Source organism: Dinoroseobacter sp. S375 (assembly GCF_049800775.1).
GTDB lineage: Bacteria > Pseudomonadota > Alphaproteobacteria > Rhodobacterales > Rhodobacteraceae > Dinoroseobacter.
The window spans coordinates 499,043-518,985 of sequence record NZ_JBNAFR010000001.1 but is presented as its reverse complement, the minus strand read 5'-3'; the positions used below and the strand labels follow the sequence as shown (position 1 = coordinate 518,985).

Annotated in this window: 26 protein-coding genes and 1 tRNA gene; 10 read left to right on the top strand and 17 right to left on the bottom strand. The window is 64.2% G+C overall.

Going from position 1 to position 19,943, the window contains the following annotated elements:
- Window positions 1-29: 29 nt before the first annotated feature.
- Complete coding sequence (locus tag ACP150_RS02440; RefSeq protein WP_424964950.1) at window positions 30-632, bottom strand: VPLPA-CTERM sorting domain-containing protein; 603 nt, start codon at window positions 630-632, stop codon at window positions 30-32.
- A 535-nt stretch (window positions 633-1,167) separates the two neighbouring features.
- On the opposite strand from ACP150_RS02440, the gene ACP150_RS02435 reads away from it, so the two are divergent.
- The gene (locus tag ACP150_RS02435) at window positions 1,168-1,536 is read left to right on the top strand and encodes a hypothetical protein (protein ID WP_424964949.1); all 369 of its coding nucleotides are present in this window, start codon (window positions 1,168-1,170) and stop codon (window positions 1,534-1,536) included.
- A gap of 7 nt (window positions 1,537-1,543) precedes the next feature.
- Here ACP150_RS02435 and ACP150_RS02430 read toward each other — a convergent pair whose 3' ends face one another.
- The gene (locus ACP150_RS02430; protein ID WP_424964948.1) at window positions 1,544-1,909 is read right to left on the bottom strand and encodes a winged helix-turn-helix transcriptional regulator; all 366 of its coding nucleotides are present in this window, start codon (window positions 1,907-1,909) and stop codon (window positions 1,544-1,546) included.
- A 51-nt stretch (window positions 1,910-1,960) separates the two neighbouring features.
- Here ACP150_RS02430 and ACP150_RS02425 point away from each other — a divergent pair, with 51 nt between their 5' ends.
- Window positions 1,961-2,869, top strand: coding sequence for a DMT family transporter (locus ACP150_RS02425; RefSeq protein ID WP_424964947.1), 909 nt, complete (start codon window positions 1,961-1,963; stop codon window positions 2,867-2,869).
- Between the two features lie 3 nt (window positions 2,870-2,872).
- Here ACP150_RS02425 and ACP150_RS02420 read toward each other — a convergent pair whose 3' ends face one another.
- Together ACP150_RS02420 and ACP150_RS02415 are read right to left on the bottom strand one after the other, a co-directional pair.
- Complete coding sequence (locus tag ACP150_RS02420) at window positions 2,873-3,298, bottom strand: hypothetical protein (protein WP_424964946.1); 426 nt, start codon at window positions 3,296-3,298, stop codon at window positions 2,873-2,875.
- 9 nt (window positions 3,299-3,307) lie between these two features.
- Window positions 3,308-4,510 (bottom strand): pyridoxal phosphate-dependent aminotransferase, encoded by a 1,203-nt coding sequence (locus tag ACP150_RS02415; RefSeq protein WP_424964945.1) that lies wholly within the window; start codon window positions 4,508-4,510, stop codon window positions 3,308-3,310.
- An 89-nt stretch (window positions 4,511-4,599) separates the two neighbouring features.
- Between ACP150_RS02415 and ACP150_RS02410 the strand changes: the two genes are divergently transcribed.
- The 3 genes from ACP150_RS02410 (at window position 4,600) to ACP150_RS02400 (ending at window position 5,910) form a co-directional block, all read left to right on the top strand.
- Window positions 4,600-4,992, top strand: coding sequence for a helix-turn-helix domain-containing protein (locus tag ACP150_RS02410; protein WP_424964944.1), 393 nt, complete (start codon window positions 4,600-4,602; stop codon window positions 4,990-4,992).
- 26 nt (window positions 4,993-5,018) lie between these two features.
- Window positions 5,019-5,291 (top strand): succinate dehydrogenase assembly factor 2, encoded by a 273-nt coding sequence (locus tag ACP150_RS02405; RefSeq protein WP_424965417.1) that lies wholly within the window; start codon window positions 5,019-5,021, stop codon window positions 5,289-5,291.
- Window positions 5,292-5,412: 121 nt separating this feature from the next.
- Complete coding sequence (locus tag ACP150_RS02400; RefSeq protein WP_424964943.1) at window positions 5,413-5,910, top strand: MarR family winged helix-turn-helix transcriptional regulator; 498 nt, start codon at window positions 5,413-5,415, stop codon at window positions 5,908-5,910.
- 70 nt (window positions 5,911-5,980) lie between these two features.
- On the opposite strand, the gene ACP150_RS02395 is transcribed toward ACP150_RS02400, so the two are convergent.
- Entirely contained in the window at window positions 5,981-6,721 is a 741-nt protein-coding gene (locus tag ACP150_RS02395; RefSeq protein WP_424964942.1) for a DUF1194 domain-containing protein, read from the bottom strand.
- Window position 6,722: 1 nt separating this feature from the next.
- The gene (locus ACP150_RS02390; RefSeq protein WP_424964941.1) at window positions 6,723-7,148 is read right to left on the bottom strand and encodes a VOC family protein; all 426 of its coding nucleotides are present in this window, start codon (window positions 7,146-7,148) and stop codon (window positions 6,723-6,725) included.
- 176 nt (window positions 7,149-7,324) lie between these two features.
- Between ACP150_RS02390 and thyX the strand changes: the two genes are divergently transcribed.
- On the top strand, window positions 7,325-8,242 hold the full coding sequence (gene thyX / locus ACP150_RS02385; RefSeq protein ID WP_424965416.1) for an FAD-dependent thymidylate synthase: 918 nt from the start codon (window positions 7,325-7,327) through the stop codon (window positions 8,240-8,242).
- Window positions 8,243-8,364: 122 nt separating this feature from the next.
- Here thyX and ACP150_RS02380 read toward each other — a convergent pair whose 3' ends face one another.
- The gene (locus tag ACP150_RS02380) at window positions 8,365-8,574 is read right to left on the bottom strand and encodes a cold-shock protein (protein ID WP_424964940.1); all 210 of its coding nucleotides are present in this window, start codon (window positions 8,572-8,574) and stop codon (window positions 8,365-8,367) included.
- Between the two features lie 224 nt (window positions 8,575-8,798).
- On the opposite strand from ACP150_RS02380, the gene ACP150_RS02375 reads away from it, so the two are divergent.
- Window positions 8,799-9,110: an ArsC/Spx/MgsR family protein gene (locus ACP150_RS02375; protein ID WP_424964939.1), complete on the top strand. Its 312-nt coding sequence runs from the start codon at window positions 8,799-8,801 to the stop codon at window positions 9,108-9,110.
- Here the strand turns inward: ACP150_RS02375 and ACP150_RS02370 are convergent.
- The 4 genes from ACP150_RS02370 to ACP150_RS02355 form a co-directional block, all read right to left on the bottom strand.
- Window positions 9,068-9,634 carry a DoxX family protein gene (locus ACP150_RS02370; RefSeq protein WP_424964938.1) on the bottom strand — a complete coding sequence of 189 codons (567 nt, stop codon included), beginning with the start codon at window positions 9,632-9,634 and terminating at the stop codon, window positions 9,068-9,070. The genes ACP150_RS02375 and ACP150_RS02370 overlap by 43 nt on opposite strands.
- A complete protein-coding gene (locus ACP150_RS02365) occupies window positions 9,628-10,374 on the bottom strand; it encodes a putative DNA-binding domain-containing protein (protein ID WP_424964937.1) in 747 nt (248 codons plus the stop codon). The genes ACP150_RS02370 and ACP150_RS02365 overlap by 7 nt, the downstream gene beginning before the upstream one ends.
- Window positions 10,371-11,225, bottom strand: a complete 855-nt coding sequence (locus ACP150_RS02360; RefSeq protein ID WP_424964936.1) for a DUF692 domain-containing protein — start codon at window positions 11,223-11,225, stop codon at window positions 10,371-10,373. The genes ACP150_RS02365 and ACP150_RS02360 overlap by 4 nt, the downstream gene beginning before the upstream one ends.
- A 117-nt stretch (window positions 11,226-11,342) precedes the next feature.
- Window positions 11,343-11,630, bottom strand: coding sequence for a DUF2282 domain-containing protein (locus ACP150_RS02355; RefSeq protein ID WP_424964935.1), 288 nt, complete (start codon window positions 11,628-11,630; stop codon window positions 11,343-11,345).
- Between the two features lie 438 nt (window positions 11,631-12,068).
- Between ACP150_RS02355 and ACP150_RS02350 the strand changes: the two genes are divergently transcribed.
- Window positions 12,069-12,836 carry a cobalamin B12-binding domain-containing protein gene (locus tag ACP150_RS02350; RefSeq protein WP_424964934.1) on the top strand — a complete coding sequence of 256 codons (768 nt, stop codon included), beginning with the start codon at window positions 12,069-12,071 and terminating at the stop codon, window positions 12,834-12,836.
- A 10-nt stretch (window positions 12,837-12,846) separates the two neighbouring features.
- On the opposite strand, the gene thrS is transcribed toward ACP150_RS02350, so the two are convergent.
- The 6 genes from thrS to ACP150_RS02320 all read right to left on the bottom strand — a co-directional run bounded on the left by thrS (window position 12,847) and on the right by ACP150_RS02320 (window position 18,665).
- Window positions 12,847-14,799 carry a threonine--tRNA ligase gene (gene thrS / locus ACP150_RS02345; protein ID WP_424964933.1) on the bottom strand — a complete coding sequence of 651 codons (1,953 nt, stop codon included), beginning with the start codon at window positions 14,797-14,799 and terminating at the stop codon, window positions 12,847-12,849.
- Window positions 14,800-14,926: 127 nt separating this feature from the next.
- Entirely contained in the window at window positions 14,927-15,826 is a 900-nt protein-coding gene (locus ACP150_RS02340; protein WP_424964932.1) for a DUF2950 family protein, read from the bottom strand.
- A gap of 4 nt (window positions 15,827-15,830) precedes the next feature.
- On the bottom strand, window positions 15,831-17,063 hold the full coding sequence (locus ACP150_RS02335; protein ID WP_424964931.1) for a DUF3300 domain-containing protein: 1,233 nt from the start codon (window positions 17,061-17,063) through the stop codon (window positions 15,831-15,833).
- Between the two features lie 110 nt (window positions 17,064-17,173).
- Window positions 17,174-17,587, bottom strand: a complete 414-nt coding sequence (locus ACP150_RS02330) for an MAPEG family protein (protein ID WP_424964930.1) — start codon at window positions 17,585-17,587, stop codon at window positions 17,174-17,176.
- The gene (locus ACP150_RS02325; protein WP_424964929.1) at window positions 17,587-18,360 is read right to left on the bottom strand and encodes an ArsR/SmtB family transcription factor; all 774 of its coding nucleotides are present in this window, start codon (window positions 18,358-18,360) and stop codon (window positions 17,587-17,589) included. Before ACP150_RS02325 ends, ACP150_RS02330 begins: the two co-directional genes overlap by 1 nt.
- Window positions 18,361-18,476: 116 nt before the next feature.
- Window positions 18,477-18,665, bottom strand: a complete 189-nt coding sequence (locus tag ACP150_RS02320; protein WP_424964928.1) for a DUF6324 family protein — start codon at window positions 18,663-18,665, stop codon at window positions 18,477-18,479.
- Between the two features lie 167 nt (window positions 18,666-18,832).
- Here ACP150_RS02320 and ACP150_RS02315 point away from each other — a divergent pair, with 167 nt between their 5' ends.
- Together ACP150_RS02315 and ACP150_RS02310 are read left to right on the top strand one after the other, a co-directional pair.
- On the top strand, window positions 18,833-19,777 hold the full coding sequence (locus ACP150_RS02315) for a GNAT family N-acetyltransferase (RefSeq protein ID WP_424964927.1): 945 nt from the start codon (window positions 18,833-18,835) through the stop codon (window positions 19,775-19,777).
- Window positions 19,778-19,864: 87 nt separating this feature from the next.
- Window positions 19,865-19,941: transfer RNA gene (locus tag ACP150_RS02310), tRNA-His, on the top strand.
- Window positions 19,942-19,943: the final 2 nt, after the last annotated feature.

The following is a 19,943-nucleotide window of genomic DNA, read 5'->3' as shown; positions in this document are numbered from 1 at the left end:
GCCCGCCCATGGCGATGTCAGATCCGGGATCAGGCAGACTTGCGGCGACGCACAGCGCCGAGACCGGCCATGGCTGTCCCCAGCAGCAGCAGACCCGCAGGCAGCGGCACCGGAGAGACGCTGACCGCGTCAATGTCGAATCCGCCGGTGAGTTCCGTGCTCACCGAGGTGTCCACCAGACGCAGCGTGTCGTAGGGCCCACCCGCGAAGGTGAAGCTCACCCCGACGGGGCCTTGCGCGTTGGTGTTGCTGACGGTGACCTGATCGACGGCCACGAAGGAGGTCGCATCCCCGGCGATACCCGCGAAGATATCGACGGATTCCGGATGATCGGCAGGGTTGCCGAACGTCACCTCGACCACGGTTCCGGAGCCCAGAAAGAGCGTCCCGAACTGCAGCTCGACCGTGCCGCCGAGACCAATTTCGAAGAAATTGCCATCCACTGCGCCCAGGGCGTTCAGCGGATTGTCCCGACCATTGGCCGTGCCGCGCGCGTCGGTGTCGTCATAGGTGATTGTGGTTGCAAACCCGTTATCGAAGCCACCAGGGCCAGCGGTTACGGTTGCTGCGGTTGCGCTGGAACACACCAGCACGGTACCGATCAGCGCAGCTGCGCCGAGAAGTTTAGTCATGTTTTGCCTCGTTACTCAGAGTACACTATGGGGTGAACGCATCATCACACATCGCGTCCACGCTGCACATTTAATTCAAAAAACTTCTATTGTGAAGGTTAACCGGATCACGTCCCTGCGGGAATGAACCGGCTTGCGCAGGGACTGTTTCCGGAAATTGCGCGCGTTAACTGTGATGGCGCAGCGCCTGTCCAGGAACGCAGAACAGAGTGTTTCCCAAACCTGTTTCAGAACAGCGCTTTGCGCTGTGAGGGTGCGCGACTCGCGGGGTTGGACGGCCCGGAAGGCAGGTCAGGCCGTTTCTCGAGGGGGGTCCTCACTGCGCGCTCCGATCTCAAGGACTTCGCCTGACCCACTTTTGAATTCGGCTTCATCGGGTAAATTTTAGTTGCTATGTAATCTATCTTGTGATCTTAGTTTACATGTAAACAAAAAGGCGCGACACCCCTCTGGATACCGGGCCGGGTTGCCCGGGTCCCGCATCCGTTCCGCACGGGGTCCGCATGGGGGTACCGCGCCAGACAAGGAGACTGACATGACCAAAACCGTCCTGATGGTGGGCTGGCACCCGAGCGTGGTGGATTACGCGAAGTATCCGGGCCTGACGCCGGAGAAGCTGGAGGGCGCGCTGCGCGCCGATGAGGCCGCGTTGAATGCGGCGGGCTACGCGGCGGAGATCGGCTTTATCTTCGATGGCGACACGGCCACGGATCAGGTCGCCCAGACTCTCGCCGCCAAGGATTATGACGTGGTGATGGTCGGCGCGGGCGTGCGCAAGGATGACGATCACTTCCTGATTTTCGAGCAGCTGGTGAACGTGATCCACGCGGCCGCCCCAAAAGCGAAGATCGCCTTCAACACGGGCCCCATGGATTCAGAGGCAGCGATCCGGCGCTGGGCCTGAGCGCGCCCTATCCTTCGGGTGGCCCCATCCGGGGCACCCATTCCATCGCCCAATCGCCCAAGGGCTCCAGCACGGCAAATAGCGCGCGCCCGTCAGGGGTGAGCGCGTAGCCATCCGTGGCTTTCTCGACCAGCCCGGCGGCGCGCAATTCCTTCAGGCGCGCGTTCAGCACCGTGGGCGAGGCCGAGCCACAGCGCGCCTGCAGATCGCGAAAGGTGCGGTTGGTCTCGGCGAGGTTCCACAGGATCCCCATGGCCCATCGCCGCCCGAGCATATCAAACAGCACCATGATGGGCTGCCCACTGGTCGAGCCACGCACGGGTTGACCGGCGCGGGGCAGGGCGGGGGACGGGGTCACGGGCTTGCTACTCATTTAGTAGCGCTCTATGCTACACATACTGTAGCATCCCATGAGGCGCGCGAGATGACAAGCACTCCGACATCCGAGGGGCCGCGCCCGGGTCTGCGCGACCTGCTTCTCTGGGGCGCGCTCGCGGCGGCGTGGAGCTCTTCCTATGTGGTGATCAAGCTGGGGGTGGCCGATCTCGATCCGATGCTGCTGGTGGCGGGGCGGATGCTTGTGGGGGCGCTTGTCCTGACCGGGGTGTTCTTTGCCCTGGGTCAGCGCCTGTCGCGGCGGCCCGGGGACTGGCTGTCCTATGGGGTGACCGGCCTGCTTGGCAGCGTGGTGCCGTTTTTGCTGATCACCCATGGGGAAACGGTGGTGGAGAGCGCTTTGGCGGCGATCCTGATGGGGTTGTCGCCCGTGGCCACGGCGGGGATCGCGGCCTGTGTCCTGCCCGATGAGAGGCTGACCCGGCCCGTGCTGCTGGGCCTCGGCGGTGCGCTGGTTGGTGTGACCTTGTTGGCGGGGCCGAGCGCGCTGCTGGGGCTCGGCACGGAGCTCGCCGGGCAGGTGGCGATCCTTGGCGCGGCGCTGTGCTATGCGCTGTCGACCGTTTATATCCGCCGCTGCGTGCGGCGCCCGCCTCTGGAAATGGCGGCGGGCTCGGCACTGGTCGGGACGGCGGTTCTGCTGGGCGCGGTGGCTCTGAGCGGCGCGCGGGTCGAGGCGGCTGCGCTGACGCACACGGCCCTTGGCGCGGTGCTCTATCTCGGGCTCGTCTCGACCGCCGCGGCGAACCTTGTCTACTTCCATCTGGTGCCGCGCCTCGGGGCAACGCGCATGTCTCAGGTGAATTTCGCCGTGCCCGTAGGGGGCGCGTTGCTGGGCGTTCTGCTGCTGGGAGAGGATCTGTCACCGCTGCAATGGGGCGCGCTCGGGGTGATCATCGCCTCGGTCTGGCTCAGCACCACGGCGCGGCGGGGCTAGGCCTCAGGACGGATCCTTTTCGGCCCGGGCCGCTTCCATTACCCGGTCGGCCTTCTTGCGCACGAGGATCGCACGCAAGTCGTGCATGGTCAGCAGGAGGGTATCGGTCACCTCGTCAAGCTGCTCGGGCGTGGCCTTGGATTGCACCCATTGCGCCGTCAGGTTCAGGAAATCCACCGTCCGGTGCACATCGTCGAGATGCCGCGCCTCCAGCGTGTCGCGGCGCGCGGCGATCCAGTCTTCCATGGCCGCGCGCTCGTCTTCGGTGATCTCACGCTGCCCTTGTGGCTTGATATCCCCGTTGCGCAGGTTCAACGACGCAATCGGGGTCATGTCCAGCCGGTTGTGCCGGGTTTCGGTGGTGACCCGAAACACCAGCGCGCCGTTTTCCTTCACGCGGAAGAACAGCTCCGGCAGCGTGATGCTCATCGCGCGGCCTCAGCTCAGACCCGCGCAGAAGTCCTGGATCCGCGTGCAGGCCTCTTTCAGCGCCTCATCCGAGGTCGCATAGCTGACCCGGAAATTGGGGCTCAGCCCGAAGGCCGCGCCAAAGACCACGGCGACGCCCTTTTCCTCCAGCAGGGCTTTGGCGAACTCTTCGTCATTCTCGATCTTGGTGCCGCCTGCGGAGGTTTTGCCGATGCAGCCTGCGACCGAGGGATAGACGTAGAACGCGCCTTCCGGTGTCGGGCAGGAGATGCCTTCGGCCGCGTTCAGCATGTCCACCACCAGGTCCCGGCGCCGCTGGAACGTCTTGTTGTTTTCGGGGATGTAATCCTGCGTGCCGTCCAGGGCTTCGACCGCGGCCCACTGGCTCACCGAGCAGGGGTTCGAGGTGGATTGCGACTGGATCTTGCGCATGGCGGCGATCAGCTCTTTCGGACCCGCCGCGTAGCCAATCCGCCAGCCGGTCATGGCATAGGCCTTGGACACTCCGTTGCAGGTCAGCGTGCGGTCATAGAGCCCGGGCTCGACCTGTGCGGGGGTCGCGAACTCGAAATCGTCATAGACGAGATGCTCATACATATCGTCGGTCATCACCCAGACATGGGGATGCCGCATCAGGACGTCCGTCAGCTCCTTGAGCTCTTCTGCGGTGTAGCCCGCGCCGGTCGGGTTCGACGGCGAGTTGAAGATGAACCACTTGGTCTTGGGCGTGATGGCCGCCTCAAGCTGATCCGCCGTCAGCTTGAACCCGGTCTGGATCGAGGCCTCGGCAATCACCGGCTCACCGCCTGCGAGCAGGACCATGTCCGGATAGCTCACCCAATAGGGCGCGGGGATGATCACCTCATCGCCCGGGTTCATGGTTGCCATCAGCGCGTTGATCAGGATCTGCTTACCGCCATTGGCCACGGTCACCTGGCTGGCGTCGTAGTCCAGACCGTTATCGCGCTTGAACTTCGCGACGATGGCCTTTTTCAGCTCGGGGATCCCGTCCACGGCGGTGTATTTCGTTTTCCCGCCATCAATCGCCGCTTTCCCGGCGTCTTTGATGTTCTGCGGCGTGTCAAAATCAGGCTCACCGGCCCCAAGGCCGATCACGTCCCGCCCTGCGGCTTTGAGCTCATTCGCCATGTTCGTGACGGCAATCGTCGGCGACGGTTTGACACGGGCGAGAGTGGTCGAAAGGAAGGACATTTCAGGGGACTCCGGTTTGCATAACCCGGGTCCATGTCTTAGGCTTCGTGGCAATCACGATCAAGCCGAAACGCAAAGGACGGTGCTCCATGCCCGACGACCAGGACTGGTATTCCGAGGCAACTGCAACCTTCGGTGATCGCCTCGCCGGCGCACGCGAGGCCGTGGGGCTGACACAGCCGCAACTGGCCAAGAAGCTGGGGGTCAAGGTCAAGACCCTGCGCGACTGGGAAGAGGACCTGTCCGAGCCGCGCGCCAACCGGATCCAGATGCTGGCCGGGCTGCTCAATGTTTCGCTCAGCTGGCTGCTGACCGGCGAGGGCGAGGGAATCGATGCGCCCGAACTGGGGGGTGAAATTCCGCAGGACATGAGTGCCGCGCTCTCCGAGCTGCGCCAGCTGCATACGGAGATGACCCAGCTCAGCGGCCGCATGGCCCGGCTTGAGAAACGCCTGCGCAAAAGCTCGGAGGGTATGTTGTGAGCGAGTTTCGCATCACCGAGGCCGCCATGGGGGTGGTGACCCCCGACGAGACACCCGAGGCGCGTCTCAAGCGGCTCAAGATCCGGGCATGGCGGCGGGGGATCAAGGAAATGGACCTGATTCTGGGCCCTTACGCCGATGCCAACCTCGCCAGCATGAGCGCCGAGGAGGTCGAGGAATTCGACGCGCTCCTGAAGGAGAACGACCAGGATCTCTATCAATGGGTTTCGGGTCAGGCTGCGCCGCCGGCGGAATTCGCCGCGCTGGTCACGCGATTGGGGCAGACCGGTCCGCGCTAGGGCTGTCTCGGATACGTCTTATATAGGTCGCAAATTTTCTGACGTTTTGCCTCGAAGCGTTAAACGTTTCTTCGGGAATTTCTCGGAGTGTCAGACCACCAAATGACACTTGGAGACAGAAATGAGCTTGCATGCGCGACTGGAAGACACCCCGGACCTCGGCGTTCTGACGGGTTACCTGGAGAGTCTGGCGCTTGTTGAACGGCTGCACAGGCTTCTTCTGGATGTGATCAAGGACGAGTTCGAGCGGGTGGGCATGTTGGAGATCAACGCGGTCCAGGCCCTGCTGTTGTACAATATCGGGGATAACGAGGTGACCGCGGGCGAGTTGAAATCGCGCGGCTACTATCAAGGCTCGAATGTGTCCTACAACCTCAAGAAGCTGGTCGAGATGGGCTTCATGCACCATCAACGCAGTGAGATCGACCGCCGCTCCGTGCGGGTCCGGCTGACCGAGCAGGGTCAGGACGTGCGCCGGGTCGTGGCTGAGCTGTTCGCGCGCCATGCCACCGGGCTGGAGGCGAAGGGCGTTCTGGGACGTGAGAGCCTCGAGGATATCAACAGCTCCCTGCGCCGGATGGAACGCTACTGGGCTGATCAGATCCGCTATATCTACTGATCCTGCAGGATCAGACGGCCAAGTCGCCGGTGGCCTCGCAAGAGGGTGCCGGCGCTGTCGCGTTCCGGGGCTAGCGGGCCCCGTGATAAAGGGCTGAGAACATCGGCACCCGGATCTCTCGCAAGAGCTTGCGGCGCATGGCCTCTTCGAAGCCCTCGAAACCGAGTGCGACCTCGGTAAAGGCCCCCGCGCCCCGGATCACGTTCTGCTGGAAATAGGCGACCAGCTCGCCGATATGGGCGTTCTTCTGCGCGCCCCGCGCGCCGGGATCGGCCCCGATCACCAACCCGTTGATTGTTATGCCATCGAGCCGCGGGTCATCGGCGAGCATCTGCGGCGTGGGCCCGTCATTGTTCTTGCCATCCCCGGACAGATCGAGCGTGCGCCGCCAGCAATCCGGTCCGCGCTCGAAGGCCTTCGCGGCAAACAAAGCGGCCCCGCCGAGTGCTGTGGAATTGCCCGAGCGCCCAACGGGTGCGGCGCGCAACTGGGTTGCCACGGCCACAAGATCCGCGCGGGATCGGACCGTGATCCAGGGCTGCAGGACCGACTGGCTGCGATACCCGCTCCACTCGTAAATCATCAGGGCGACGGGGATATCCGGCATGGTCTCGAAGGCGTCGACCACCGGTGGCGACAGGAGCGCCTTGGCCAACCCTTCCCGCTGGAGCGCGTCCTCGCGCGCGTCCACCGAGGCAGAGACATCGAGCCCGAGTGCCAGCGCCTGACGGCATCCGGCCTCGGCCAGGCTGGCCAGCCCCAGACCCGCGGCGAGGACCCCGGCCCAGAGACCGCGCAGCCCGGTGCCCATGCTACCAATGCCCCGTATTCGGCATGCTCGCCCAGGGCTCTGCCGGGGGCAGGTCATCGCCCGCCTGCAAGAGCTCGATCGACACATTGTCCGGCGAGCGCACGAAGGCCATATGCCCACAGCGCGGCGGCCGGTTGATGGTCACTCCGTTGTCCATCAGGTGCTGACAGAGCCCGTAGATATCGTCGGTCTGATAGGCGAGATGCCCGAAATGGCGGCTGTCCGAGGGCAATCCCTCATCCCCGTCCCAGTTATAGGTCAGCTCGAGCTTGCAATCCTCCTGTCCGGGGGCGGCGAGAAAGACCAGCGTGAAGCGCCCGCTTTCGCTGTCGCGGCGGCGCACCTCCTCGAGGCCGAGCAGCTTGTAAAAGGCGATCGAGGCGTCGAGATCTTTCACGCGCACCATGGTGTGGAGGTATTTCAGCATATCAGGTATCCGTCTAAGTCCTGTCCTAGGACCTAGCCGGGGCGGGCCGCGGAGCAAGAGATGCCAAGGTTATCCACAAGATTCTGTGGTCTGAACGGCGATCAGGCACATTTTATGGTAGAAATGAGATGGCGAATCCACCGAATGTAGAGGCCAGCACAGGAAAGGCGCATCCGATGAATGACCAGTCCGATACCCCGATGACCCCCGAGGCCGAGATCGCCGCTCTGCGCGCGGATCCGCAGCCCACCTTGCGTGCGGTTTCGCCGGGGATGGAAACGCATCTCTATACGCCGCGCCCGGTGCTCGATCACGGATTTGTCCGGGTGGTGGATTACATGGGCGACGATGCCGCCATCGTACAGGCCGCCCGGGTCAGCTATGGCGCCGGCACCAAGAAGGCGCGCGATGACAGCGGGCTGATCCGCTACCTGATGCGCCACTGGCATTCGACGCCGTTCGAGATGTGCGAAATCAAGCTCCATGTGAAGCTGCCGGTCTTCGTGGCGCGCCAGTGGATCCGTCACCGGACTGCGAATGTGAACGAATACTCCGCCCGGTACTCGGTGCTCGACCGCGAGTTCTACATTCCCGCGCCGGAACAGCTGGCCGCGCAATCGACGATCAACAACCAGGGCCGCGGCGCGACGCTGCAGGGGGAAGAGGCGGAACAGGTGCTGCGCCTCCTCAAGCAGGACAGCATGCGCGCCTATGATCACTACGAAGAGATGCTCAACCAGGATGGTCAGCAGGGGCTCGCCCGCGAGCTGGCACGGATGAACCTGCCCGCGAATATCTACACCCAGTGGTACTGGAAGGTGGATCTGCATAACCTGTTCCACTTCCTGCGCCTGCGCGCGGACGCCCATGCGCAATACGAGATCCGGGTCTATGCGGATGCGATCTGCGAGATGGTGAAGGATTGGGTGCCCGCCGCCTATGGTGCCTTCGAAGATTACCGCATGGGCGCAGTGCAGCTCAGCGCGACCGGGGTCGATTGTCTCAAACGGCGGCTGGCGGGAGAGACCGTCACGCAGGAAAACTCGGGCATGAGCAAGGGCGAATGGCGCGAGTTCGAGGCGGTCTGGGGCTGAGCGGGGGCGGTTTGCCCGGGCCGAGGTCCTGACACGGCGGGCGAGCAACGCTCAGAAGATCAGTCCCGAAGCGCGAACGCTTCGGCTGCGATGTCTGGAAGTGATGGGGTGGTGTCGGTGACCTAGCCCATGACCTTCAATTCGGTGGCAGATGCCCGTCCGTCGCGGCCTTCGCGCAATTCGTATTCCAGCTTGGTGTTGTCGGCGAGACCTGTGAGGCCCGCGCGCTCCACCGCTGAGATATGTACAAACACGTCCTTGCCGCCCTCATCCGGAGCGATAAAGCCGTAGCCTTTCGTCGTATTGAACCATTTCACGGTGCCGCTTGGCATGTCCGCGTCTCCCTCTTCGGTAGTGCCCCGGCATGCAGGATGCCCGGTCGCTGGTGGCTGAAACGCTGATATGGCGTTCCGACTTAAGTCGTGCAAGATTTCCCTTCGAGAGAAAGTTGCACCATGCAAATGGTGGCGCGGTCCCCCCGGTTGTCAAAAAAAATCTCGGCTTGAACCTGACAATCTCGTGGGGTTCTGTGCGGAGGCTGCCATAGGAGGGTCAGATGCGGGTTTACGGGATCAAAAGCTGCGATACTTGCCGAAAAGCTGTGCGGGCGCTGGAGGCGGAGCTGCACGATATTCGGGCAGATCCGCTTGGCCCTGAGGTGATCGCGCGGTTTCTCGACACGTTTGGCGATGCGCTGGTGAACACGCGTTCGACCACATGGCGGGCTCTGGATGCGGAAACGCGGCAGAGAGATCCCGCTGATCTGCTCGCCGCGCATCCGACCTTGATGAAGCGTCCAGTGATCGAGACCCCGGACGGCACGCTTTACCTCGGCTGGGGCGAGGCGGTGAAGGCGCGACTGCTCTGACGCAGGATGGCGTCGACCGAGATCGGCCCGGCGCCGCGCAGCACCAGATAGCCCAGCACGAAGATCCAGAAGGCCCGCTGGTCAAGGATCAGCGACGAGGGATTGCCATCGAAGAACGCGCCGATATCGGTCGCGCCCAGGTTATGGCCATGCACATCGACCCAGCTTTGCACCACAACAAAGCCGATCATGGCGAGCGAGGCGAACCGGGTGAAGAGCCCGATCACGATGGCCACCGGCAGCAGGAATTCCGCCCAGGTACCCGCGACGACCACGGCCCAGTGGAAAAAGCCAAGCTGCGAGGTGTCGTAGCCCAAGGCCTCGACGGTCTTCGGGAAAATCTGGATATAGGCCCCGCTGGAGGGGAAGAGGAAGCCGAAGATCCCGTCACCGAGCTTCGTCGTCGCGGAGTTCCAGTAATAGACGAAAAGCACCGCGGCAAAGACGAGGCGCGCGAGGGTCGGCGTCAGCCAGTGGCTGATGCGCTCGAGGATGTCGGTCAGTCGGGTATAGGCGGTCAGCATGGGGTCTCCTCCGCAAAGAGTTGCTCGGCGAAGGCGAGCGATAGGGTTGGGGTCAGGTCGAATTCCGGGGCCTCGGCCTGGGCTGCGGCGAGGGCGGAGCCGAGGGTGTCGCCCGCCTGCAGTCCCGAAAGGAACGCATAGGCCCCGGCCGGGAGCAGATGGGGCGCTGGGTCAAAGCCGGGTCGGGTGATCGCGATGTCCTGCGCGCTGGTGCCGGGCTTGGGGGCATCGGCGATCATGTTGGCGCGCCAGATGTCAAAAGCGGCGTGGGTTGCGCGGATCAGGATCAGCGAAGGGGCCAGAGAAAACCGCGTCTCCATCAGGGCTTCGGGCGGGATGGCGGCAAATGTCTCGGGCGCGAGGGCCGTGTGGTCGGCGGCGTGGTAGCTCTCGCGCAGGGCCAGCTCGATCCGCGCCACATCTGCCAGATAGGGCAGGTGGGCCACGGGCGGGAAGCTGTCCAGAAAGGCGGGAAGGGCAGCGCCATAGCCGCTGAGCACGGGGGAGTGCGGCGGGTGGGCCCGCAGGAAGACGCCCGCCATAGCACGGAAGAATGCGTCGCCGACGAGCCTGTGGATCACCGGAAACCCGGTCACCAGCGCCTCGGTCAGGGAGCTTGCAACATTGTTGCGATAGACGTTGAAACGCTTTTGCGACACGCGGCCTTCGGGGTCGACGATCCCCGGGGGGACCGGCGCGTCGGCGGCCAGCAGGGCCGAGGTGAAGGCGGTCTGGCTCATGCCGTCACCGGGGCAAGCGCATCGGCGGCGCGTTGGGCTTCGGCGGCCAGCACGGGCCAGTCGGGCACATCCGTGTCCCACTCGATCAGGGTCGGGCGGGCACCGGATCGCGACAGGGTATGGGCATAGAGCGCCCAGACCGGGTCCACGACCTCGGCGCCGTGGCTGTCGATGAGGAGCGGCGCGCCGTGCTCATCCTCGTCCTCGTCATGGCCGCCGAGATGGATCTCGCCCACGGCCCCGAGGGGAAAGGCATCGATATAGGCGATCGGATCCCAGTTCTGATTGGTGCAGGAGACGAAGACATTGTTCACATCCAGCAGCAGGCCACAGCCCGTGCGGCGGGAGATCTCAGTCAGGAAGTCGATTTCGGACATCTCGCTTTCGGCAAAGGCCACATAGGTCGAGGGGTTCTCGAGCAGCATCTGGCGGCCCAGCATGTCCTGCACCTGGGTGATATGGGCGCAGACGCGCGCCAGTGTGGCTGCCGTGTAGGGGACCGGCAGGAGATCGTTCAGGAAGTGCGTGTCATGGGTGGACCATGCCAGATGCTCGGAAAAGCTGGCGGGGTTGAGCCACTCGACCAGATGCTTGAGCCGGGCGAGATGATCCGCGTCCAGCGCGCCCTCGCCGCCGATGGACAGGCCCACGCCATGGACCGAGATCGGGAACCGCTCGGACAGGGCCTTGAGCTGGGCAATGGGGCGGCCACCGGCGCCCATGTAGTTTTCGGCATGGATCTCGAGCCATTCGACCGGCGCGGGGTTGGAGATGATCTCCTGAAAGTGTTGCGCTTTGTAGCCGACGCCGGGTGCGGCGGGCAGGGGGCGGTGGGCGAACTGGTCGAGCATGGCGAGATCCGGGCGTGGGAGACAGGAATGGGTGGCCCAGGGGGGATCGACCCCCCTGTACCACCCCGGATGCACGCATCCGGGCCCCGCGGGACCCGAAGGCGCGGTGCGGCGCGCTTATGCCGGCAGGTCGCGATCCAGAGCTTCGAGCGAGCCCATGCGGTCGCCGGGGACTTCCATGGTTTCGCAGGTGCCGGCGGGAACCAGCGTCCAGGCGTTGCCCTGATAGTCGACGGTGGAGCTGCCCGCGCAGGTGGTGCCGGGGCCGGCGGCGCAGTCATTCTCGCCCGCCAGGGACACACCGAAGCACTTCTCCTGAGCTTGCGCCTCGGCCGGGGTCACGTGACCGGTCAGAGCAGCAGCGACGGCACCAGCGAGAGCAACGGCAGTAATGGATTTCGACATGGGTTTCTCTTTCGTTTTGGTTGTCCAACACCCGCTCCGGCAGTGTCCGGGGGTACGGGTATCGCGTCTTGCGATGACCAAAACTTAAGTCGCGGAACCTCTCACTCGCCACTCACGGGCACGTGTGTCACGCACCCGTGCGCGGCTGGAAACAATGTTGCAGTTCCCCGGAGCAATCCGGAGCTATTCTCACGCCGCCGTGAGGCAATGCGAGGAATTTCCCGGTTTGCGTGAACAGCTTTTGCAATGCTGCGTTGCGGCTGAAACATGGCTGGCAGGGCATATCGCAGCTTTCTCGAGAGATGGTTTCAGGACCGTGAGCGATCTTTCAGGCCGGAGCCCGCCCGGGCGGCATAAACTTGAGCCGGAGTGTCAGATTTTCTTGACACCATCCGGGCGCGCGCCAGTTACCGGAGGGCAATGAGAAAAGGCGGGAAGATGCCCGATACGGAGAGTTCCCGCCCCAGTGGCGCGGCACAGGGTGGCGCGTCGGCGGATGACGCGCTGATGAGCGTTGTGAAACTTGCGCTGGAAAGCGTCGCGTCCCGCGCTGAGCTGGATGAAACGGTCGCGTCGGAGGCATTTATTCAAGGGCTGTGCACGCTGTTGGTTGCGCGCGAGCAAGCTGCCGCCGAAACGCTTGTGCGGAGCCGCATCGCGCGGCGACAGAGCTATGCGGAACTGGCCGACGGTATTCTGGCAGCCTGTGCGCGGGAGCTCGGCGCACGCTGGGATACGGACCAGATTTCCTTTGCCGATATGGCGCTCGGGGTTACGGAACTGCACAAGCTGCACCAGAAGGTCGGTCGCCGGTACGTCCCACTGAGCCGCACGCTCGATGTGCCATACGCGCTCTTTGCGACCTTGCCACGGCAACGCCACACCTTCGGGATTATTCTCGCGGCGGAGGCGTTCCGCCGCGCTGGCTGGCAGGTGGACTTGCGCCTTGACGAAATGGCGAAAGACATCATCGAGCGGGTCCGGCGTCTTCGGCCCGACGCGTTCGGGGTGACCGTCAGCCGGGTCGACCCGCCCCAGCCCCTGCGGCTGTTGATCGGGCAGGTTCAGAAACTGCCCTTCCCGGTCCCCGTCCTGATCGGAGGCGGTGCGGCCGACGCCCTGCGCGATAGTCTCAGCGTGAAGGCGTCGGTCAGTGTCGTGCAGGACATCGACAGCGCGCTCAGGGCCGTTCAGCCGGACAGCTGAGCCGCCCTGCTCAGGCGCGCTGCTGATCCGGCGGGGTCGCTTCGGCGGCCAGATCCGGAAGCAGCGCGTCCAGCGCGACCACCGAGGTCTGCTTTTCGCCCAGGCGTCGCAGGGTCACGGTGCGCTCTTCCATCTCGCGGCGACCCACGGCGAGGATCACAGGCACCTTGCCGACGCTGTGTTCGCGCACCTTGTAGTTGATCTTTTCGTTGCGGATATCCGCCTCGGCCCGGATGCCGGCCTTGGTCAGGGCAGAGACGACCTCTTGCACATAGTCATCCGCATCCGAGATGATCGAGGCCACCACCACTTGCCGCGGGGCGAGCCAGAAGGGCAGCTTGCCGGCGAAGTTCTCGATCAGGATCCCGAGGAAACGTTCGAAACTGCCGAGGATGGCCCGGTGCAGCATGACCGGGCGGTGCTTGGCGCCGTCCTCGCCGATATAGGTCGCGTCGAGCCGCTCCGGCAGCACAAAATCCGCCTGGAAGGTGCCGAGCTGCCATTCGCGGCCGATCGCATCCGTGAGCTTGAAGTCCAGCTTGGGCCCGTAGAAGGCCCCTTCGCCCGGATCGAGCTCGAAGTCGTCGGTCACCGTGCGGATCGCGGCCTCGAGCGCGGCCTCGGCCTTGTCCCAGACCTCGTCCGAGCCCGCGCGGACCTCGGGGCGAGTGGAGAACTTGATGTCGAAACTCTCGAAGCCGAGATCCTTGTAGATCGTGCTCAGCATGCGGATGAACCGCGCGGTTTCGTCCTGGATCTGGTCCTCGGTGCAGAAAATATGCGCGTCATCCTGGGTGAAGCCGCGCACCCGCATCAGCCCATGCAGCGCGCCCGAGGGCTCGTAGCGGTTGCAGGCGCCGAACTCGGCCATGCGCAGGGGCAGATCACGATAGGATTTCAGGCCCTGATTATAGACCTGCACATGGCAGGGACAGTTCATCGGCTTCAGCGCGTTGATCGCCTTTTCGCGGGCATGCTCCTCGTCCACTTCGACGATGAACATGTTCTCCTGATACTTGTCCCAGTGGCCCGAGGCTTCCCAGAGCTTGCGATCCACGACCTGGGGGGTGTTCACCTCCACATAGCCGTACTCGCGCTGGCGGCGGCGCATGTAGTCCTGAAGGTTGGTGTAGATGGTCCAGCCATTGGGGTGCCAGAAGACCTGCCCGGGGGCTTCTTCCTGCATGTGGAAGAGGTTCATCTCGCGGCCCAGCTTGCGGTGGTCACGCTTGGCGGCCTCCTCCAGCATGTGCAGGTGCTTCTTCAGCGCGTCGCGGTTCTGGAAGGCCACACCATAGATCCGCTGCAGCATGGGGCGGGAGCTGTCCCCGCGCCAATAGGCCCCGGCCACGTTCATCAGTTTGAAACCATCCGCAGGCACCTGGCCCGTGTGCTGCAGGTGCGGTCCACGGCAGAGGTCCTGCCAGTCGCCGTGCCAGTACATCCGCAGGGGCTCGTCGCCCGGGATCGCCTCGATCAGTTCGACCTTGTAGGGCTCGCCGCTCGCCTCGTAATGGGCGATCGCGCGCGGACGGTCCCAGACCTCGGTCCGGACCGGGTCGCGGGCATTGATGATCTCTTTCATCTTGGCTTCGATGGCGCCCAGATCCTCGGGGGTGAAAGGCTCGGCGCGGTCGAAGTCATAATAGAAACCATGCTCGATGACCGGGCCGATGGTGACCTTCACATCGGGCCAGATCGCCTGCACGGCGCGGGCCATGATATGGGCGCAGTCATGCCGGATCAGTTCCAGCGCCTGCGCGGGGTCCTTGAGGGTGTGGATCGCGATCTGCGCGTCGCCCTCGATGGGCCATTGCAGGTCGTGATGGGCGCCGTTCACGGTCGCCGAGATGGCCTTCTTGCCCAGCGAGGTCGAGATGCTTGCCGCGACCTCGGCAGGGGTCACGCCTGCGTCGTAGTCGCGCGCATTGCCATCAGGAAAGGTGAGAGAGATCTGGGCCATATCGGCTGCCTCGTCAGTTTGGCGCCCACGGAACGCCCGGTTGCGGGTATATTGGTGTAGCGGTCTCTTGGCCTGCGCGCGCGCCGGTGTCAATCACCCGCGCGCTCTGTGGCAGGAGCCGCGACGATCAGTCGACGGGCGTCCAGTCCGAGCCCGGATCGTAGCGCGTGATGGCTTCGGCCGATGTCAACGTGTCGGGGCCGAGATCCGCCTCCAGAACGATCCCGTTCTCGGCGACAAGAAAGCTGTGCACCCCGGTCTCGCCATAGATCGCGGGGACCGCGAGCAGGGCATGCCCGGCCACCATATTCTCGCCGATGCGGTAGCTCATCTCGCCGCCCGGGGCGCTTGGGCCTTGTCCGTCCAGCAGGCGAAAGTAATAGCCCGTCAATGGCTCCGCCGGATGATCCTCGATCCCGTCATTGTAGCCAAAGAGCGTGGCGCGGGCGAAACGTTGGCCAAGCGGGCTGCCCGCCCCCGGCCAGTAGAGCCCGTCGCGCGCCGCGTCCGAAGAGATGATGCTGCCGGCAAACTCCATCACGCCATCGCCATCATGATCCGTCAGCCGGAAGGCGGATTGCACATCCACATAAGCCTCCAGCAGGGTGATCCCGTCGAGCTCGTTATGCCCGATCTCCCGCGCGGCGATCTCGGCGCGCCCGGCCTCCAGATCGAAGGCCCAGCCCTCGGCGCCGCGGGACAAGGGGATCGGGAACGGCCAGCCCTCCGCCCCCAGGAGCAGGGTCACCTGCCCCTCCGCATCCGTGGTCATGCGGTAGCCCTCGGCCAGCAGCGCGATCAGTTCGATCCGGTGGAGCCGGTCTTCCACCGGATCGCCGGTGGACAGGGTTTCGGCGGCGTCATCGCCAAAGACGCCCAGCAGCGCTGCGCGCCCGGGCGTTGTCAGCGCACCCGCGAAGGCGTCGAGCGCATCTTGCGGGGTCGGGAAGGACATTGGCTCCGCGCTGAGCGGAGAGGCGAGGCAGGTGGTGAGTGCGATGGCGGCTGCAACGGATACGGGTTTCATTGCTCTACCTCCGGGCCTTGAGCTTGCCAGCCTTGCCCCGATCCGCCGCAGCGCGGGTCTTGCCCGCAGGGGCGCGCTTTTTCAGGGCAGAGGGTTTGGCCGTGGGTTTCTTGGTGGCGACCTTCTGGGCGGCGGGCTTTTTCACCGCGGGCTTTTTGGCTGTGGCCGGGCGGGCGGAGGTGTCGCGGATTGCCTGCGCCTTGTCCGCAGCCGGGCGGGTGGGGGGGCGCTCCACCTGGGGCAGGCGCTGGGCGGCCTCCGGGCGGCTGATATCCGCAGCCCCCGTGCGATCCGAGAGTTGGCCGCGCAAGGCATCGCCCCGATCGGCCCCGGCCGGACGCGTGGCGGCCTTGTCCAGTGGCAGTTTCGAATCCCCCCCGGCATCCCGCCGCGCGGTGATCTTGTCCTGTGCGTCCCGCTTGCGGCCCTCATCGGGCTTCCAGCCCAGATCAGGCCGGTTGTTGCTGCCGATATTCACATCGCCATCAATGTCGATATCGATATCCGGGTTGTGGATGATCGGCCCACCGCCCCAGCCACCGCAATTGCGGCAGCCCCAATAGTCGTACCAATCGTCGTCATCGTCGAAGATCGCGTCGATCACCGCAAAGGTCCCGAAGATCAGCGCCCCGGTCAGGAGCGCATCGCCCAGCGTGTTGTCATAGACTTCATCCGGGTTGTATTCGGGCACATAGACCACTTCGGGATCCGTGGGGGTGATGACGACATTGTCGTCCTCATCCTGGGTCACGGCCTGGGCCTCGCCGCTGATCAGGGCGCCGGTCTCGATGGCCTGATCGCGCAGGGTCTGCACCGCGCTGAGGACATCCTCGCTCTGGGCGAGCATGGCGGTGCCCACGGCTTCGGTCCATTCCACATGCTCGGCCATATCCGCCAGAACCGTGGGGAAGGCCGTGGCCAGTACCGTGACGCTTGGGTCCCACCCCTCGGCCTCGATGCTGGTTTTGAGGCTATCGGGGTCCATATCCGCATTGGTCAGAACGAAGCGATCCGCCTTGACCACGTCGAGCGGATAGGTCGCCGCCACGAGGATCTGGATCAGCAGAGTGTCGGGATAGAGCGCGACCGGCGCCATCAGGGTCTCAAGCTCGGCCTGGGTCAGGAGCGCGGCTTCGGCGGTCGCTGTTTCGGGCTCTGCGGTGGCCTGGGTGCTGTCCTGGGCGGGGGCGGTGCCTGTCCATAGGACCAAAGCCCCGCTCAGAAGAACGCTTTTCACGTGATGCATAGGACCCTCCCAAGACCGCTTGTCCAAGCCTATGCGCAGTCTCGCGATCAGGGGAAGGAGAAACTGCCCGCGCACCCGGATGGGGCGCGCGGGCGAACGCGTCAACTGGCGGCGAATACCGCATAGGCGAGGAGCAGGCAGCACACCCATCCCACAAGAAACAGGAGCGGGCGCAGAGGCATCGCGGCCCAACCCATGATCATCCCTGCCGCATGGGCGACCCGGATCCAGAAGAAGGTGATGCAGGTCCAGAAGGTCAGTGCGGTGAATCCGTCCAGCCGGTCCAGCAGCAGCACAAGCACCGAAAAGGGCAGGGCCTGTTCCAGCAGGTTGAGATGGGCCCGGTGCGCCCGGTGGACCCAGGGCGGAAACTGATCCAGCGGGGTGGGGCGCACGAAAGGCTCGGAGCCCGGCACGTCATACTTGTTAACGCCGACGATATACGGGATCCAGAGCGAGGCGGCGAGGACCATCAGGCAGGTGAGAATGCCAAGTTCAGTGGGAAAGCTCTCCATCAGTTTTCTCCTGCATTGGCGAAGCGCACGGTTTCGCCGGATTCGAGCCATGTCTTGAGGCCCGAAGCGAAGCGCGCCCACCCATCTGCGATGCCCTCCTGTCCCTCGGGAATGCCGTAATGTTCGATCGTCAGCTTGCAGAACGCGCCCTCGTCATCCACCAGGTAGATGCAGCGCGAGGGGGCCATGTCGGGCCCGGCCCAAGAGGGTTCAAACGTCGCCTCGATCCGGCTCTTGGGGTCGATGGCGATCACCTCGGTGCGCACCATGGGCACGCCGGGCTGCATCTCGAACACCATGGCGTCGCCCTTGGCGATCATGTCTCCATGGGCGGTCTCGGCGAGGAAGTGGTACTGACCCACCTGGTCCGCCTCGGTCAGGGCGGACCAGAGCGCGTCGCGGGTGCAGCGGATAAAGGTTTGGCTCACGAAATCAGGTTTTGCGTCCGGGGTCGTCATTGGGGCGGTTCCTTCAAGTTGTGCTTTCAAATTCAACACGCCGCGGGCGGCGGGCTTGGCGAGAAACGGATCGATCCACCGGTCGATGACCTCCTGCAGGGGCACCGCGTTCAGGTAGTGATACTTGAACCGGCCTTTCTTCACCGGCACCACGAGGCCGGCCTCTTCGAGCAGTTTGAGATGTTTCATCACGCCAAAGCGCGTCATCTCGGCTGTCTCTTCGAGCTCTTGCAGGGACTGCCCGTCCTTCTGGCGCAGGCTGTCCAGAAGGGCGCGACGCGTCGGGTCATTGAGCGCTTTGAAGATCGCATCCATGGGGAACCTTATAGGTGATTAAATAGTCACGTGTCTAGATAGTCACGTTTAGGGCGCGTGATATGCTCTCATGCGGCGCATGAGGATGTGAGTGTAGAGATTTGTTTTTGCGGGGTTTACTTCGCGGCGCGGCGGGCGCGCTCTGCGGCGGCCTTGAGCTCTTCCGCGATCTCAATCGCCTCATCCGGGTCGAAATCGAGCGGCAACTCGACGCCCTCGGCCTCCACATAGATTCGCACCATCCCCATCGAGGTGGGGCCAATCTGAATATTCGCAGCGATGTCGCTTTGTTTGTCGATGCCCATGGCGCGTCTCCGTGATCTGAGCATCGCAGGTACTGCGCCGTGCAGCGGGGTTCAAGGGGGCATAGCTTGCTTATGGCAAGCAAAAAGCATGCTTTTGGCAAACGAAATGCTTGCCGATGGCAAGCGAATCGCCTATCGCTCGGATCAAGACAGATCAGGAGACCTCCATGCCACGCGATGTTCCCACCCAGAGCCTGCCCCATGACACCATCGAAAACATGCGCGCCCTGAACCGGATCGTGACGCGGGCTTCCGGCGTGCTGAACCGGACCGTGCTCAACAGCGATCTGAGCCTGAGCGAGATGCGCGTGATCTATGAACTCGGCCTGCAGGACTGGGCGGCCCGGGCGCTTGCGCAGCAACTGGGGCTGGACGAGGGGTATCTGAGCCGCATCCTGAAACGCTTTGCGGATCGTGGCTGGCTGGAGCGGCGGCCGAGCCCCGAGGATGGGCGCGTGGCGCTGCTGAGCCTGACCGCGAAAGGGGCCGAATGCCTTGAGGAGTTCGAGAATATCGCCCGCTCCAACGTTGCCGAAAGCCTCGCCGGGATGCCCATGGCCGAGCAACCGGCGCTGGACCGCGCCATCGCGCGGCTGCGGCTCGCGCTCGGGGACAAGACCCTGCGGCTCGACGAGGTCACCTTCCGCGACATGGAAATCGGAGATCTCGGCTGGATGACCCAGCGCCACGGAGAGCTCTACCGGATCGAGAACGCCTATGATCAGAGCTTCGAGATCCTTGTGGCCGAAATCCTCATCGCGTTCCTCAAGACCCGCGATCCGGCGCGGGAGCGGGCGATCATCCCGGTCTGCAACGGGTTGAGCCTCGGCTCGGTCTTCTGTGTGCAGGGCCCGGCGCCGGACACCGCGCAATTGCGGCTCTTCGGGCTGGAGCCGAGCTTGCGCGGGCGCGGTCTCGGGCGTCGGATGATGGAGGAATGGCTCCGTTTCGCGCGCGGCGCGGGATACAAGCGCGCCACGCTCTGGACCCATGAAAGCCACGCGGCGGCGGGGCGGCTTTATGCGGCTGCGGGCTTCGAGATCACCGGAACCGAGGCAACTCGAAATTTCGGTCAAGATGTGGTAGTCCAGCAATGGGAGATGACGTTGTGATAGCCGCGAAGGGGGGCGAAAAACCGGCCCCGGAGGCGCATCAGCCTCTTGCAATCGCGCAGAGCCAAAGTTAAACCCCCGCAGCGTGCCGCCTTAGCTCAGTTGGTTAGAGCGCCTGATTGTGGATCAGGAGGTCCCCCGTTCGAGCCGGGGAGGTGGTACCACC

Bases quoted from the DNA above. Each gene is read 5' to 3' on its own strand.
- ACP150_RS02320 (WP_424964928.1), bottom strand. From the start codon at position 18,665: ATGGGCATCGACAAACAAAGCGACATCGCTGCGAATATTCAGATTGGC.
- ACP150_RS02325 (WP_424964929.1), bottom strand. From the start codon at position 18,360: ATGGATGCGATCTTCAAAGCGCTCAATGACCCGACGCGTCGCGCCCTT.
- ACP150_RS02430 (WP_424964948.1), bottom strand. From the start codon at position 1,909: ATGAGTAGCAAGCCCGTGACCCCGTCCCCCGCCCTGCCCCGCGCCGGT.
- ACP150_RS02390 (WP_424964941.1), bottom strand. From the start codon at position 7,148: ATGCTGAAATACCTCCACACCATGGTGCGCGTGAAAGATCTCGACGCC.
- ACP150_RS02415 (WP_424964945.1), bottom strand. From the start codon at position 4,510: ATGTCCTTCCTTTCGACCACTCTCGCCCGTGTCAAACCGTCGCCGACG.
- ACP150_RS02330 (WP_424964930.1), bottom strand. From the start codon at position 17,587: ATGGAGAGCTTTCCCACTGAACTTGGCATTCTCACCTGCCTGATGGTC.
- ACP150_RS02375 (WP_424964939.1), top strand. From the start codon at position 8,799: ATGCGGGTTTACGGGATCAAAAGCTGCGATACTTGCCGAAAAGCTGTG.
- ACP150_RS02410 (WP_424964944.1), top strand. From the start codon at position 4,600: ATGCCCGACGACCAGGACTGGTATTCCGAGGCAACTGCAACCTTCGGT.
- ACP150_RS02340 (WP_424964932.1), bottom strand. From the start codon at position 15,826: ATGAAACCCGTATCCGTTGCAGCCGCCATCGCACTCACCACCTGCCTC.
- ACP150_RS02315 (WP_424964927.1), top strand. From the start codon at position 18,833: ATGCCACGCGATGTTCCCACCCAGAGCCTGCCCCATGACACCATCGAA.
- ACP150_RS02405 (WP_424965417.1), top strand. From the start codon at position 5,019: ATGGGGGTGGTGACCCCCGACGAGACACCCGAGGCGCGTCTCAAGCGG.
- ACP150_RS02425 (WP_424964947.1), top strand. From the start codon at position 1,961: ATGACAAGCACTCCGACATCCGAGGGGCCGCGCCCGGGTCTGCGCGAC.
- ACP150_RS02440 (WP_424964950.1), bottom strand. From the start codon at position 632: ATGACTAAACTTCTCGGCGCAGCTGCGCTGATCGGTACCGTGCTGGTG.
- ACP150_RS02420 (WP_424964946.1), bottom strand. From the start codon at position 3,298: ATGAGCATCACGCTGCCGGAGCTGTTCTTCCGCGTGAAGGAAAACGGC.
- ACP150_RS02395 (WP_424964942.1), bottom strand. From the start codon at position 6,721: ATGGGCACCGGGCTGCGCGGTCTCTGGGCCGGGGTCCTCGCCGCGGGT.
- ACP150_RS02400 (WP_424964943.1), top strand. From the start codon at position 5,413: ATGAGCTTGCATGCGCGACTGGAAGACACCCCGGACCTCGGCGTTCTG.
- ACP150_RS02360 (WP_424964936.1), bottom strand. From the start codon at position 11,225: ATGCTCGACCAGTTCGCCCACCGCCCCCTGCCCGCCGCACCCGGCGTC.
- thrS (WP_424964933.1), bottom strand. From the start codon at position 14,799: ATGGCCCAGATCTCTCTCACCTTTCCTGATGGCAATGCGCGCGACTAC.
- ACP150_RS02350 (WP_424964934.1), top strand. From the start codon at position 12,069: ATGCCCGATACGGAGAGTTCCCGCCCCAGTGGCGCGGCACAGGGTGGC.
- thyX (WP_424965416.1), top strand. From the start codon at position 7,325: ATGAATGACCAGTCCGATACCCCGATGACCCCCGAGGCCGAGATCGCC.
- ACP150_RS02365 (WP_424964937.1), bottom strand. From the start codon at position 10,374: ATGAGCCAGACCGCCTTCACCTCGGCCCTGCTGGCCGCCGACGCGCCG.
- ACP150_RS02435 (WP_424964949.1), top strand. From the start codon at position 1,168: ATGACCAAAACCGTCCTGATGGTGGGCTGGCACCCGAGCGTGGTGGAT.
- ACP150_RS02355 (WP_424964935.1), bottom strand. From the start codon at position 11,630: ATGTCGAAATCCATTACTGCCGTTGCTCTCGCTGGTGCCGTCGCTGCT.
- ACP150_RS02380 (WP_424964940.1), bottom strand. From the start codon at position 8,574: ATGCCAAGCGGCACCGTGAAATGGTTCAATACGACGAAAGGCTACGGC.
- ACP150_RS02370 (WP_424964938.1), bottom strand. From the start codon at position 9,634: ATGCTGACCGCCTATACCCGACTGACCGACATCCTCGAGCGCATCAGC.